14 protein-coding genes are annotated in these 13,475 nt (G+C 50.8%); 5 read left to right on the forward strand and 9 right to left on the reverse strand.

The window, feature by feature from the left end; all coding sequences use genetic code 11:
• The coding region (locus tag KNP77_RS05035) for a hypothetical protein (protein WP_214889038.1) at positions 1-180 on the forward strand (180 nt) is incomplete at its 5' end.
• A gap of 113 nt (positions 181-293) precedes the next feature.
• On the opposite strand, the gene KNP77_RS05040 is transcribed toward KNP77_RS05035, so the two are convergent.
• Together KNP77_RS05040 and KNP77_RS05045 are read right to left on the reverse strand one after the other, a co-directional pair.
• A complete protein-coding gene (locus KNP77_RS05040) occupies positions 294-1,469 on the reverse strand; it encodes a PstS family phosphate ABC transporter substrate-binding protein (RefSeq protein ID WP_251138938.1) in 1,176 nt (391 codons plus the stop codon).
• Between the two features lie 32 nt (positions 1,470-1,501).
• A complete protein-coding gene (locus KNP77_RS05045; protein WP_214889231.1) occupies positions 1,502-2,368 on the reverse strand; it encodes a nucleotidyltransferase-like protein in 867 nt (288 codons plus the stop codon).
• Positions 2,369-2,540: 172 nt separating this feature from the next.
• Here KNP77_RS05045 and KNP77_RS05050 point away from each other — a divergent pair, with 172 nt between their 5' ends.
• Positions 2,541-2,900, forward strand: coding sequence for a YgzB family protein (locus KNP77_RS05050; RefSeq protein ID WP_070328968.1), 360 nt, complete (start codon positions 2,541-2,543; stop codon positions 2,898-2,900).
• Positions 2,901-2,927: 27 nt separating this feature from the next.
• Here the strand turns inward: KNP77_RS05050 and perR are convergent, their stop codons facing one another.
• Positions 2,928-3,359 carry a peroxide-responsive transcriptional repressor PerR gene (perR, locus tag KNP77_RS05055; protein WP_131490673.1) on the reverse strand — a complete coding sequence of 144 codons (432 nt, stop codon included), beginning with the start codon at positions 3,357-3,359 and terminating at the stop codon, positions 2,928-2,930.
• Between the two features lie 193 nt (positions 3,360-3,552).
• Here perR and KNP77_RS05060 point away from each other — a divergent pair, with 193 nt between their 5' ends.
• Complete coding sequence (locus tag KNP77_RS05060; protein ID WP_214889043.1) at positions 3,553-4,851, forward strand: glutamate-1-semialdehyde 2,1-aminomutase; 1,299 nt, start codon at positions 3,553-3,555, stop codon at positions 4,849-4,851.
• A gap of 33 nt (positions 4,852-4,884) precedes the next feature.
• Here KNP77_RS05060 and KNP77_RS05065 read toward each other — a convergent pair whose 3' ends face one another.
• The gene (locus tag KNP77_RS05065) at positions 4,885-6,522 is read right to left on the reverse strand and encodes an ABC transporter substrate-binding protein (RefSeq protein ID WP_214889046.1); all 1,638 of its coding nucleotides are present in this window, start codon (positions 6,520-6,522) and stop codon (positions 4,885-4,887) included.
• 92 nt (positions 6,523-6,614) lie between these two features.
• Here KNP77_RS05065 and KNP77_RS05070 point away from each other — a divergent pair, with 92 nt between their 5' ends.
• Positions 6,615-7,847 carry an MFS transporter gene (locus tag KNP77_RS05070; RefSeq protein ID WP_214889049.1) on the forward strand — a complete coding sequence of 411 codons (1,233 nt, stop codon included), beginning with the start codon at positions 6,615-6,617 and terminating at the stop codon, positions 7,845-7,847.
• A gap of 53 nt (positions 7,848-7,900) precedes the next feature.
• Positions 7,901-8,320, forward strand: coding sequence for a thiol-disulfide oxidoreductase DCC family protein (locus KNP77_RS05075; protein ID WP_131444189.1), 420 nt, complete (start codon positions 7,901-7,903; stop codon positions 8,318-8,320).
• A 13-nt stretch (positions 8,321-8,333) separates the two neighbouring features.
• Here the strand turns inward: KNP77_RS05075 and KNP77_RS05080 are convergent, their stop codons facing one another.
• The 5 genes from KNP77_RS05080 to mutY all read right to left on the reverse strand — a co-directional run bounded on the left by KNP77_RS05080 (position 8,334) and on the right by mutY (position 13,435).
• Positions 8,334-9,482, reverse strand: coding sequence for a DUF3238 domain-containing protein (locus KNP77_RS05080; RefSeq protein WP_214889052.1), 1,149 nt, complete (start codon positions 9,480-9,482; stop codon positions 8,334-8,336).
• An 89-nt stretch (positions 9,483-9,571) separates the two neighbouring features.
• Positions 9,572-11,320 carry an ABC transporter ATP-binding protein gene (locus KNP77_RS05085; protein ID WP_071399192.1) on the reverse strand — a complete coding sequence of 583 codons (1,749 nt, stop codon included), beginning with the start codon at positions 11,318-11,320 and terminating at the stop codon, positions 9,572-9,574.
• Positions 11,321-11,357: 37 nt separating this feature from the next.
• Complete coding sequence (ntdP, locus tag KNP77_RS05090; RefSeq protein WP_021067741.1) at positions 11,358-11,900, reverse strand: nucleoside tri-diphosphate phosphatase; 543 nt, start codon at positions 11,898-11,900, stop codon at positions 11,358-11,360.
• Positions 11,901-11,988: 88 nt separating this feature from the next.
• The gene (locus KNP77_RS05095) at positions 11,989-12,414 is read right to left on the reverse strand and encodes an SRPBCC family protein (RefSeq protein ID WP_071399191.1); all 426 of its coding nucleotides are present in this window, start codon (positions 12,412-12,414) and stop codon (positions 11,989-11,991) included.
• Positions 12,401-13,435 carry an A/G-specific adenine glycosylase gene (gene mutY, locus KNP77_RS05100; protein WP_070328959.1) on the reverse strand — a complete coding sequence of 345 codons (1,035 nt, stop codon included), beginning with the start codon at positions 13,433-13,435 and terminating at the stop codon, positions 12,401-12,403. The genes KNP77_RS05095 and mutY overlap by 14 nt, the downstream gene beginning before the upstream one ends.
• Positions 13,436-13,475: the final 40 nt, after the last annotated feature.

Consider the following 13,475-nt stretch of genomic DNA (forward strand, 5'->3'; position numbering starts at 1 on the left):
GAATTTGATATAGCTCTTGAAAATGACGAAGCTTGCGCTTCAATCAAAACTTGTAAAACTTTTTTTGCCTCATCGTTCAGTTTTCAAAGTTCGTCTGTCGCGCTTGGCGACTCAATTAATTTATCACGTTTCCTGATTAAAAGTCAACAACTTTTTTCACAAATTGTTTTTCTGGAATAATCATTTGCTGTGACAACGTTTATAACTATAATGCCTATTTACCACCGCGTCAATAAAAAATAACAAGAAAATAAAAAAAGATTGGATCTCTGTATTTAGAGACCCAATCCCAATCAATTTGTAGCCAGTGGCACGTATCCTGTCTTTTCAACAAGTAACTGTCCTTCTTCAGACGTCAGCCATTCGATGAACGGCTTATATTGCTCGTATTTGTCGGTCGTCGTGACCGCATAAAACTCGGATGTGATCGGGTACGTCCCGTCCCCGATTGTCTCGGCCGTAGGCGCGACATCATCGACCCGTAACAATTTAATCGCATGTTCATCTACCATCTCCGTTGCATAAAAGCGGAACGAGAATCCGATGGCATTTTTATGGTTTTGATAGGAAGCCGTCTGTTCGATGATGCCACCCATTCCTTCCGGGACATCCTCGACCGGGGCGTCCATAAGCTTTTTGTCTCCCATCAAACGCTGCAAAGCCGTTTGGCTCCCGCTGTCTTCTGGCCGTTGGAACGCTCGAATCGAATCTTTTTTACCACCGACTTCATCCCAACTCGTAATGTCCCCTGCATAGATGTTTTGAATTTGTTCCAATTCGAGCGAGTCGACCGGATTGTCTTCATGTACAAAAAAGACGAACGCCTCACGGCCGATCGGTGTCATCTGAAACTCTACTCCTTGTCGCTCAGCTACTGCCAACTGTTGATCGGACGGTCCGGCTACAAAGATGATATCCGTTTCCCCTTCAACCAATCGCTCATACGCTGTACCTGTCGTCGTCGAGACGACCGAGCTGACTTCAGGGCTATCGGGGTTATAATCCGCTTCAGGATAAACCGCCTCGACGAATGCAGCATACATCGGATACAGCGCCGTCGCGCCGTCTAGTCGGGGAATGTTTGTTCCAATCTCAAATGTTGAAGGCTTATCGAGTTCAGCCAAATCAGACTTAGGCTTGAACGGTTGATAGTCACGCAACGAGACGCCACGTTCTTCAATCCGTAATCCCGCCGTATACACGTAATATCCTTTCACGGAACTAAAGAAAACAATCCCGACAACCGTTCCAATTAAAGCGATACGTTTGAGTTGTCCTTTCGATAACGACGAAAAGTCATATAGCGCCATAATAACAATCAAGAGAACGACCACGTACCAAATCGTCCAAATGATCGGCCGCTCACTTCCGAGAGGATCGCCCATCGCAAACAATCCTGTCACAATTGATAAGAATCCAGCCGCAAATATAATAAACACACTGCCGAGCAGAAATTTAGTAACCTTCATTCGATTCAGTTTCCCCATTCTCTTCTATATAGTTAAGCAATTTCATAAGCGACCGCTTCGACGCCTACTCCTTTTGTCGGACGTGTCACTGCCCGGACGTAACCTTTCCGGACTAAGAAGCCGACGATGCTGCCGAGGTCGACTTTTAACTCTTGTAAGTTCGGGTGCTCCATCAACTCCGAGAACGACCATGGTTCGTCACGTTGTTGCATCGCCTGCAAAAGTAACAACGTACCCGGCAAGACTTTAGATTGGATTAAATGCTCCATGCCGATGATGACCAGGTGAATACGTTGTTCGAGTGATTCGTGCCCGTTCACGAGTTCGTCGTGAAGCTTATACACTTCTAGGTCGAGTTTACGGACTTGCTTCCATAATACAATCTCCGGGTGGATTCCTGCCTCCAGGATGGAGAGCCGCGCCAAATGCGTGAGCGCATGGTGGATTTGGGTGAACGCATCTTGATGCTCTTCCTGTAAGAACAGTCCGCGCCCATCTTCGAAACGTCTAAGCAGCTTGGCGAACGCGAGCGAGAGTTGCAGTCGTTGTTCCTTGTTCGAGAAATTGCGCAACCGTTGCCTGAGCTCGAGCAAAAACTCATTTCGTTCGAACAGCACCATGCCGTCTTCGATCCAATGGATGGCACGCCGGTTCTCGTTCATTAGAATCCAACGATCCATCATCGAATCACTGACTATATGAAGAACGATTTTTTCTTGTCCGACTTGATAGTGTTTCACTGTCCAAAATGGTTCTTCCTTCGCTTCAATCACAATCAACAATCGATCCGATTGATCTGTTAATGGATCGCGCGGCCGTTTCTTCTTCACTTCAATGATGCCAAGCGTTGTTTTCAAGGCTGCATATTCTGAATAAATTGTTCGAGTCGCATATTCCATCGTCACCTTGATACCTTCTTTCTAATTAGTAAACGTCAATCGGTTCACACGATTATCTAATCTGATACAAAAATGATTCGCCTTCTTTTAAAATTCTCCTGCCACCGATTGTACGAACTTCTCAGCTTTGAGCAGATGAGCTATAGTAAAGACAGACATGGAGGGATTATGTATGAAAAAACGGGGGAATAAAATCAACCGCGCCAGAAACCTGGCTTTGCTGCTCGTGTTCGCTGGGATTGGGGTCATGTATCTCGGACTACTTGCCAAAAGCATCGCGTGGCTGATGATTATTTTCATGTTGCTCGGTTTCGTGATGGTACTGTCGAGCTCGGCGCTTTACTTCATCGTCGGCATGGCGTCGACGAAAGCAATCATCGTCACTTGTCCGAACTGTGAGAAAGAGACAAAGATGCTCGGACGTGTCGATCTATGTATGCATTGCGATGAACCGTTGACGATCGATCAATCGCTCGAAGGCAAAGACTTCGATGAGAAGTATAACAAACGTCAATCACACCAGAACGACTAAAAAAACATCCTCAGCCTGAGGATGTTTTTAATGTTTATGCGCTTGTTCAGTTTGGCAAGCCGGGCACGTTCCATATACTTCGAGGCGGTGGCGATCCACTTTGAAACCTGTCAATTGAGAAGCGACGGCTTCAATCTCGTCAAGGACAGGATAGTTAAAGTCGACGACTTTCCCGCACGCATCACAGATAATGTGATAGTGACGTGATGTCACAAAATCGAAACGGCTCGAAGCGTCACCATAATTCATCTCTTGAACAAGTCCGATATCTTTAAAGACACGTAAGTTGTTATAGACAGTGGCGACACTCATGTTCGGGAATCTACCCGAAAGTGCCTTATAAATGTCATCCGCTGTCGGGTGACTGTGCTCCGTGACGAGGTACTCCAAAATCGCCTGTCGCTGAGGCGTCATTCTGACTCCATGTTCTCGGAGCGACTGAACAGCATGGTCAAGCATTTCGCTTCCCACGTCAATCCCTCATTTCTTCTATTAGAATTTATGCGAAGTGTCTGTTTAGAATTAACCTATTTCTTACATAGTAATCTTTATAAATAGTGTACTGATTTCTAAACCCTTCGTCAAACGTTGAGCTTATGCGGTTGACGGCTGTGATACAATAATTGCGAATTTGTAAAAGGAGGCAATACATATGACAACATCATCAAATCGTAAAATTTCAGACGTACTATATGAAGACGCATTGACGCATATCGTCGGGGGTGTCAACAGTCCCTCACGTTCGTTCAAAGCGGTCGGCGGCGGTGCCCCGGTTTATATGGAGCGCGGCGAAGGTGCTTATTTTTATGATGTGGACGGCAACCGCTATATCGATTACTTGGCCGCATATGGACCAATCGTTACCGGCCATGCCCATCCCCATATCCATAACGCCCTCATCGAAGCGTCCTCAAAAGGGCTTCTTTACGGGACGCCTCACGCGCTTGAGGTCGACTTCGCCAAGAAACTAAAAGCGGCGATCCCATCGATGGACAAAGTCCGCTTCACCAATTCCGGGACCGAGGCCGTCATGACGACAATCCGTGTCGCCCGTGCCTATACCGGACGCGAACTCGTCGTCAAGTTCAGCGGTTGCTACCATGGCCATTCCGACTTGATGCTGATTGCGGCGGGAAGCGGACCGGCGACGCTCGGTTCACCCGACTCAGCCGGTGTGACCCGCGCCACGGCGAAAGAAGTTATCACCGTCCCGTTCAACGACGTCGAGTCGTACCGGGCGATGATGAAAGAATGGGGCGATCAAGTCGCCTGCGTTCTCGTCGAACCAATCGTCGGAAACTTCGGGATCGTTGAGCCAAAACCCGGCTTCTTGCAAGCTATCAACGAGATCACCCATGAATACGGCGCGCTCGTCATTTACGACGAAGTCATCACAGCGTTCCGGTTCACGTACGGAAGCGCCCAACAAGTGTACAACATCGAGCCAGACATGACGGCGCTCGGTAAAATCATCGGTGGTGGACTTCCAATCGGAGCATACGGCGGGAAAGCAGAAATCATGGAGACGGTCGCACCGCTCGGACCCGCTTACCAAGCCGGGACGATGGCCGGAAACCCCGCTTCGATGGCGACCGGACTCGCTTGTCTCGAAGTGCTCGAGCAACCAGGCGTCTATGAAACATTAGATTCGTTAGGCGCACGTCTCGAAACAGGGATCCGTGAAGCCGCGAAAACTCACGGCGTCACGATCACGCTTAACCGCCTAAAAGGCGCGCTCACCGTCTACTTCACGGACGAGATCGTCACGGACTACGAAGGAGCCGAGAAGTCGGACGGCGAAGTATTCGGCCGCTTCTTCAAATTGATGCTTGAGAACGGTGTCAACTTGGCCCCTTCTAAATATGAGGCGTGGTTCTTGACGACGGAACATACGGAACAAGATATCGATGAGACGATTGTCGCAGTAAATCGCGCGTTCGCACAGCTATAAAACAAGGAGATGCCGCGGCATCTCCTTTTATGTTCATACGGACGGACGAATCCACAATTGATCATATCGCGGGTGACCGAACACATCGAGCGGCACATCTCCAAAGAAACTCGGAAAGCGGCGCTCACGAGCGACATGATACAGCGGGATGACGAGGGCCTCCTCAGTCAAATAGCGTTCGACTTCGCGATGCAGCATCGACCAAGCGCTCATGTCGGTTTGTTGATAGCGGTCCATCATCGCCCGGAGTTCCACTCCATTCGCGAGCAATTTGCCGACAAGCGACAGTTCACTCGTCAAAAAGGCTAGGAACGCCAAATCAAGATCTTCACTCATCATCTCTCCGCATAAAATCAAATCGGCACGGCAAAGCGTCTCATCTTGTAACAAAGACCCAATCGTATACGTGTCAGTCTCGACGGTAAACCCGGCCGTCCGTAACTGTGTAGCCACGAGCGCCGCGTCTTGCGCCGCCACTTCAAACGGCAAGTGCAACAGCCGGAGCGGACGCTGACAGATTGTCCCCTCCCCGGGCACGTGAACGGGACGACTCATCTCCGGAAAAAATCCATGCGCCACTTGGTGACGCTCTCCTCCCATCTCCACGAACGCCTCTTTTTGAATCGCTCGTTGAATCGCATGGCGCGCCGGCGCATCGTCCTTCAACCAAGACTGCCTCATGTTGAACACTAGATAGCGTGCTCCCGCCTCGGCGATCCACTTCACGAGGCTATGGTCGTCACGGGTGCTCCATTTCGCATAATCCGTTTCGGAAAACGTGACGAATTCAACCACATCCAAAGACGGTCTCGGCCGGAGCCCACGCTCGAACGCTCTTAAACGTACGACTTCCTCCGACGTCTGCTCCAGCTTGAACGGTCCCGTCCCCACGACCCCTTCGGCCCCTTGATACGTTATCGAGGCCGGGGTTTGGGCGAGAAGTCGTTCAATATAGGCCATATGCGCTTTCGTATGTAAATCAATGACGTACGGCGCCGGGGACTCGACTCGTTCGATCGGTGCGAACAACCATACTTGTTTGCCATGATCCAATAACCGATTCAACGAATAGACGACGTCCTTGGCCGAAAGCGTCACCCCGTTATGAAACGTTACCCCTTTGCGGATATAGCAACGAAATCCGAACGGTGTTTCCTCTATATAATGTGCGAGCGAGGACTGGACAGTCGTCCCGTCCCATTCGAACAGGCGGTCGAAGACGTGCCGTGACAAAGACGCCTCCATCGCGATGTGGATATCGAGCGGATCGAGCGATTCGAGCGCCCTCGTCCGCGGAAAAATGAACCGGTCTTCTTCAGTCTGCTCAAAGCCAAAACGGCTCCAAATAAGTGCTTGAATCACTTCTCGCAAGGCGGGTGGCCAGTCCCATTCCAACCACTTAGCCGCATCGGCCATCGAGGCCTGAACGAAAGACTCATCAATCCAAGCTCTCAGGGTCCGGTCAAACTCCGGCTGAAAGCGGAGCACCGATTCATGGCCTCGTCCTTTCCCCGGCCGATACTCCACCCACCCGAACGTTTCCCACATCTTCATATCCCGTTTCACTTGTTTCTCGCTATAGCCGACCGTATCGACCGCTTCCCGTAGTGTCAGTTCCACTTTGTTCTGTTCCAACGCACGACGATAAATCGCCACCAGCTTCGCATTCATGTCGTTCCCCCTAAAAGTGGACATTCAAAAATCATTTGTCTCTTTTTACCAAGTGTAGTCCACGATTAGACTAGTAACAAGGAGGTGCTCGCATGAAATTCAAAGATTTCCCTTTAAACGTTCGACTCCGGCTCGTCTGCGGCTTTTTCATCCGCATCGTCGGCTCGGCTATCTTTCCATTCATGGCTTTATATTTTTCCGAAGAACTCGGCAAAATCGCTGCCGGAATCATCATGACGTCGTTTGTTGTCGTCGGCTACGTCACCGGCTTGTTTGGCGGGTACTTTTCAGACCGCTTCAACCGCAAGCACGTGCTTCAAATCGGTCAGATCGTCCAAATCCTTTGTTTTCTAGGGATGACGGTCGCCATTCATCCGTCAAATAACTGGGCGTTTGCCGTCGCCGTGCTTTACTTCGGTCACGCCGTCGCGAACGGTTTGAACTACCCGGCTCTCGAAGCCATCGTCATCGATTCGATGGAAGAGTCGAACCGTAAAGCGATTTACGTATATGACTACTGGCTCGTCAATTTGGCGATTGCTGGGGGCGTCATGCTCGGAGGTGCTTTTTATCGAGACTATCGTTTCGGACTATTCGTCGGAATGACGCTCGTGTTGACGATCACGACGCTCGTCTTGCAACGTTTTCTCGTTGATAGCTATAAAGGAAACCGTTCGACGTCTGCTAACCCGCTCGTCGGCGTGTATCAAAACTATCGAATCGCACTCAGTGACCGTCGTTGGATGCTGTTCGTCCTCGGTAGCATGCTCGTCTTCTCGACCGAGTTCCATATGGCAAACTATATCGGTGTCCATTTGGCCGAATCGTTCACAGAACGGTCGATCGTCGGCGTCCCGTTCGACGGCGTCCGCATGATGGCGTTCATGCAGCTTGAAAACACGTTGCTCGTCGTCGCCATCACGTTCGCGGTCACCGCTTTCGTGAAACGCTACCGGGAAAAGTATATCTTCTTCATCGGCTTATCCTTATACGTGACGGCCTATGCCGCGATTACGTCAATGAACTCGTTCATCACGCTTGCCGTTCTCGCCATCGTCTTCACCATTGGTGAGTTGCTCTATTCGCCGATTCGACAAGTGAAACAAATCGACTTGATCGACCCGACTCGACGGGCCTCATACCTCGCCTTCGGAGGCTTGACGTTCCACGGGGCGAAACTTGTCGCCGCAGCCGGCATCGTCGTCGGCGCGTTCATCGGGCCGATATTCATGAGCGGCTACATGTTCTTATTTGGCGCCCTTGGAGGTTACCTTTATTACGTCTCGCTCTACAAGATGGAGCCTGCCCGTCAGCTCGCCGCTTGACGTTTGAGCATTCGTTCGAACGGATAAAGTCAGGAGAGAAGGAGGCGCTCCCTATGCCAGCCATTGTGTTATTTGACGGAGACTGCAACTTTTGTGACGCCAGTGTGCAGTTCATCTTAAATCGTGATTCAACAGGAAACTTCCATTTCGCCTCACTTCAAGGTGAGGCCGGACAAGCAATCCGAAAACGTCATCGTATCCCGGATACGGTCGATAGCATCGTTTTGATCAAAGGCGGCGTCCCTTATTTGAAATCGGACGCGGCGACCCGAATCGCCGAGGGGTTGGACGGGAACTGGCGGATGCTTCGCTTCATCCGACTCGTCCCTAAACCGCTTCGTGATTTTGGTTACGACATCATCGCGAACAACCGCTATCGCTGGTTCGGTCAAAAAGAGACGTGCAAACTACCGACCCCAGAAGAACGGAGTCGCTTTATCGACCAAACACCAAACCAGCCGACTCATCAATGAGCCGGCTGGTTTTTTAGTCCATGCATGTCAAGTACGTCCAGTGGCACTCCGGCATCGGATTGCCCATAAAGCTGACCCCAAGGTCGTCCGCCCGGTGGATCGTCATCCACGGCGCATCGCCGACTTGAACGTAGACTTCATGATGCGGCGACTGGGTGTGACTTCCGGACAGTTTGAACGTCGCACTTTTTTTAAGTGCCGTGACGATGGTGTATTTAATATCAGGCGCAACGACGAGCGGATTGCCTACCGAATGTTGCAAACGAAATGCAGCTTTCCCTCGCTCGATGTCGACATTTTCTACATACACGCGGTCGACCGAAGCGACGTCTTCGCCCGTCAATCGATGATGCTTCGTATACCCGCGGGTAACGTTCGCATCTTTTTTTAACGAGATAATCGGAATATCGGTCAACCCCTCGACTTTCACTTCCGTCCGGGTCCGGTATTCGGTCGCATGGACGTTATAAGGACGTCCGTCCCCTTCAAAATACGGGTGCGGTGACATCAGGTTCGGGTTTTTAATCATCGGCGGACGAATGAACGTCTGGACACGCAGGTTAATGCCGTCGACCGTGGCCACGTCCGGACGTGTCGGACTGACGAGGAAATACATCGTGTAGAGCTCCTTGTCACGTCTCGTATCCGACTTCATCTCTTTCGCGATCGACATCACTTTTCCGACCATATGCACGATACGGGTCCCCGGTTTATCATCTCGCTTGACCGGACGCAAAGCCCGAACTTCATAGAGCGTCGGTTGTTCGAGCGGTGTCTCGTCGATGTATCCGCTCCCGACGATTTCCGCGATACGGCGTCCCTCACGATATACCGCATACGTGTCGACGTCCGCGATCGGGTCCCACTGTAAATACGTTCCGCTCGGCGCCACGACCGCCGACGTCAGATGACGATTCCAATACAAGTCGTCGTTTGGATTAACGGCCGCAGTATACAGTTTTGCCACTTCGCCAAACTCGTCCGAAATGCGGTAAGCGACTTGCTCCCCAACGCTCGTCTCCCGGTCGACATAATGCTGATCCGTCCCCTCATACACGTACTTCCCGTTCCGTGTGACGCGCACTTTCCCATCAAACGACCACGTTAACTCTAACCCGTCGTTGAGCGGACGGACATTGATCAATCCTTCCCCATTCATCATCGTGTCATCCCCCTTTTGGCATGTCGTTTCTTCATTCCCGTCTACTAGATACGGAAAACAAAAAAAGACTTCGAGTTGAACTCGAAGCCTCACTCCACGACAGCTAAGTCTTGGATCATATACAAATCATAGTACGCGCCACGGCGACGCATCAATTCTTCATGCGTTCCCGCTTCCATGATTCGACCGTTGTCGACGACGACAATTTTATCGGCGTCGGTGATCGTTGATAGGCGGTGGGCGACGATGAGCGTCGTCCGTCCTTTCGTCAATCTTGCGAGCGAATCTTGGATCATCGACTCACTCTCGAGGTCGAGCGCACTCGTCGCCTCATCGAGAATGATGATCGGCGGATGTTTGAGGAAGACGCGGGCGATGGCAAGACGTTGCTTCTGCCCCCCCGACAGCTTCACGCCTTTTTCGCCGACCGGCGTGTTGTAACCGTCCTGCAAGTTCATGATGAACTCGTGGGCGTTGGCCGCTTTCGCAGCGGCGATGACGGCATCGTCCGTCGCTTCCGGATTCCCCATCCGGATGTTCATGGCGACCGACTCACTGAAGAGAACCGAATCTTGCATGACCATGCCGATTTGGTCGCGAAGGGCCCGGAGTTTAAAGTCACGGACGTCGACGCCGTCGATTTTGATACTGCCGTCCGTCACGTCGTAAAAACGCGGAATCAAACTGACGAGCGTCGATTTCCCACCGCCGGACATGCCGACGAAAGCGACTCGTTCCCCGGACCGGATGTGCAGGCTCACGTCATGCAAAGCACGCGTCCCTTCTTTCTCATAGGCAAAGCCGACACCGTCGAGTTCGATATCCCCGGCTGTCTGCACCGGCACGAACGCATCGCGTTTCTGTTCGATATCATACGGCTCATCGAGAAATTCAAAGACCCGGTCCATCGACGCGACCGACTGCGTGAGCGTCGTCGCTGAGTTGACGAGACGGCCGAGCGGTGCGTACAGGCGATCGATATAGGCGATGAAAGCGACGAGTGTCCCGAGCGAGACCTGTTCTTGTAACACGAGCCAAGAAGCCGACGTAAAGATTAAGATCGGCGCGATGTCCGTGATTGTCGAAACGACGACGTACGTCTTCGCATTCCAACCTGTATGGCGAAGTGCGGCTTTCAAGAAGCCACCGTTCTGTTCTTCAAACGCCTTGTTCTCATACGGCTCGAGCGCGAAACTGCGGATGACAGCCATACCGTTGACACGTTCGGTCAAATGGCCTTGAAGATCAGCGAGTGCGGCCGAGCGTTCCCGGGTGAGGCGGCGCAAGCGTCCATAGAAGTAGCGGACGGCGATCGCATAAAACGGGAGCGGCAAGATAGCGATGAGCGTCAGTTGCGGGTCGATCGTATACATGATGGCGATCGCGATCAAAATCGTGACCATATCGAGCCAAATGTTCATGAGTCCCGTGATGACAAAGTCTTTCGTCTGCTCGACATCGTTAATGATACGCGAGATGATTTGCCCGGTCTTATTGTTCGAATAGTAACGAAGCGATAGCTTTTGCACGTGGTCGAACAATCGGTTCCGAACGTCGAACAAAATTCGTGTTGCGGCCCATTGCGCTAAATATTGCCGCAAATACTCGATCGGCGGCTTCAAGACGAGGAAGATGAAGAAGACGATGCTGAACAACCAAACGAGCTCAGTGTAATCCGTCGCCGGGTCCGGGTCCGTCAAATATTTATCGATCACATGTCTATAAAGTAGCGGCAATCCGAGCGGGATTGAGAATTTCAAAATCCCGACGAAAATCGTCAAAGCAATTTGTTTTTTATATGGTTTTACAAACTGTAAATAGCGTCTAACACTTCCCATAGAGCCCTCCTTCAAGAAAAAAAGCGGAGATGAGTACTCATCTCCGGTAACGTGCTTCGTATTCGCGATACCATTCATCGACGAATGTTGGGTTGAACGGCCCTTTCCGTCCTCGAATCCAGTTGATAAGTTCTTGAACGTTCTGTTTCAAGATTCGATCAATCGCTTTCGGATAATTCATTTCGCGACGATGCCGCTCATATTCATCCTCATCTAAAATCGTGTACGACATATCCGGGAACACTTTAATATCTAAATCGTAGTCAATGTACTTGATGGCTCGTTCTGCCCCATCGAACGTTGTCGGCGAACCTAGATTACAGTAATAGTAAATCCCGTCTTCGCGAATCATACAGATGACATTAAACCAAAACTCAGATGAAAAGTAGCAAATTGCCGGCTCTCTTGTTCTCCATTGCCGGCCGTCTGATTCACTGACCATGATGCGGTCGTTGAACCCAATCATATCCGTTTTTGACGATTGAAGGACGAGCGTTTCTTCCCAAACGCGATGCAAAGTCCCGTTGTGCTTGTAGCTCTGTATCTCGATCTTGCTACCTGCTTTGGGAAATAAGCTCATAAGCTCCTCCTTTCCGCTATGATGCTGTACATTCTCATTTTTAATTATAGCGACTTTCAGAACCAATGAAAAAGGAAATCTCTTATTTTCACGAATTTAGTGCTTTTTGGAAGGCGACGGCTCGTCCTGCGAACATCGGGCGAAGAATAAACTGCTCGACAATCGCTTCGGGTAAGTAACTATCGAACGTCACTTCATCGACCATGACGGCCTTCCCATCGACTTCTTTCACACTGTGAACGTGACAAAAGCGTTTGAACGGGAACGGCAAAGTCACACCTTGGTCACAAAATGCGTGCCGCCCCGCTAACGTGATCGCACTGATCCACGGCAGCGTGACCGGTCCGACACCAACACGGAGATGGATTCGATTACCTTCTACGGACGCGCCATCTCCGACGAGCGTCACTTCTGGAAACGTCGTCAGTTCAGATAAAAGCGACGCGTCTTGCAACAATTCCCACAACGCCTCGACGGAAGTGTCGAACGGCGTTTCGACGTCAAACTGTCTCATTTCTATCCCCTACCAATCGTTCTAGTTTTTGTTGGGCAACCGACACGGTCAACACATCCCGCTCGTCCCCGGCGAGCCAAATCCACTCCTCGTCCGGCAACGTTTCGACCTCATATAAGTCGACGTACCAGATGATGTGTGAAAACACGTGTTTCACTTGTCCAATATAGGTTCCGTTTAACTGTTCCCCCGTTCCACGATCTGTAAGCGGGTATTGCCACATTCCCGCGAGCAGACCTGTATCGGGCCGCTGAACGTAGGCGATGCGACCGTCACGTTTACAGTAGAGGGCATCGAACATCTCGATCCGGGCCGCGCCTTTTTTCGTCTTGACCGGAAGTTCATCCTGGACGTGATGCGCATAGGCGTAACATTCGTCTTGGACTGGACAGAGCGAGCACATCGGATTTTTCGGGGTACAGACGGTCGCACCGAGCTCCATGACAGCTTCATTAAAATCGGAGGCATGCTCCGGGTCCATCAGGCGCCGAATGACTTGATCAAAAATCTTCCGCGTCTTTGGTACGGCGATATCTTCATAGATGCCAAACTGGCGGGCCATGACGCGCATGACGTTCCCGTCGACGGCAGGCTCGGGCTGATTGTAGGCGATCGAGAGCACGGCTCCGGTCGTATACGGACCGACCCCTTTCAATTTTTCAAACAGTTCTTTTTCCTCCGGTACGACGCCGTCATACGTAGAGACGACTTCTTTTACCGCTTGATGGAGGTTACGGACGCGTGAGTAATATCCAAGCCCTTCCCAATATTTGACGACCTCGTCGGGATGAGCCTCTGCTAAGTCCTCGATCGTCGGGAAGCGGTCCATGAATCGGTTGTAATAAGGGATGACGGTATCGACGCGCGTCTGTTGGAGCATGACTTCGCTCACCCACACCCGGTACGGATTTTTCCCGTGTCGCCACGGCAAATCGCGTTTTTCACGATTGAACCAAGTGAGTAAATTTTCATTGAACTGACGAATAGTATAATTTGTGAACAATTTATCAATATCGAGCATTTTGTTTCCCCTCGTTTTAAAAATATTGTATGATGGTAGC

This window comes from Exiguobacterium sp. s142, from assembly GCF_018618455.1.
Lineage (GTDB): Bacteria > Bacillota > Bacilli > Exiguobacteriales > Exiguobacteriaceae > Exiguobacterium > Exiguobacterium aurantiacum_A.